Annotated in this window: 1 pseudogene; it reads left to right on the top strand. The window is 54.6% G+C overall.

Going from position 1 to position 533, the window contains the following annotated elements:
• Positions 1 to 46: 46 nt before the first annotated feature.
• Positions 47 to 533 (top strand): annotated as a pseudogene (locus ACNOHI_RS25515) (hypothetical protein); the annotation flags it as partial.

Below are 533 nucleotides of genomic sequence, written 5' to 3'. Positions count from 1 at the left end.
CATTACCCATCTTCAGCCAGTCGAATGGAAAGACGGATGGCCCGTTATGGGACGGGATGAAGATGGCGACGGTACCGGCGAGCCGGTAAATGGCGGTAAAAAGCCATCGGTAGGAAAGAAATATGCTATACAGCTTCCGCAGACCAGCGACGAATTTAACAACAGGCAATTAGGTTTGCAATGGCAGTGGCAGGCAGCACCGCAGAACGAATGGTACAGCCTTTCAGCACGTAAAGGCTGGCTGAGGTTGACAGCAAGCAGCAATGACGGAGTGCTCAGGGCGCCTAACGCCCTTCTTCAGAAGTTTCCCGCGCCTGCATTTACGGCTACAACCCGGCTGACCTTCCGGCCAGCCTCAGCGGGTGAACGTGCCGGCCTGATCGTTATGGGGAGTTATTATACCTGGCTGTGCCTGGAGAAACAGGCAGAAGGATACCGGCTGGTGTTGTATGAGGGAGAGAACAAGGAGGGAAAAGAGAAGATGAAGATGCTGGCAAGCGTGCCGGTAGTAGCTGGAACGATGTGGCTTCGTG

Source organism: Noviherbaspirillum sp. ST9 (assembly GCF_048799745.1).
GTDB lineage: Bacteria > Pseudomonadota > Gammaproteobacteria > Burkholderiales > Burkholderiaceae_D > Noviherbaspirillum.
Note: the sequence above shows the minus strand (reverse complement) of the source record. Positions and strands in the feature narration are given on the sequence as shown.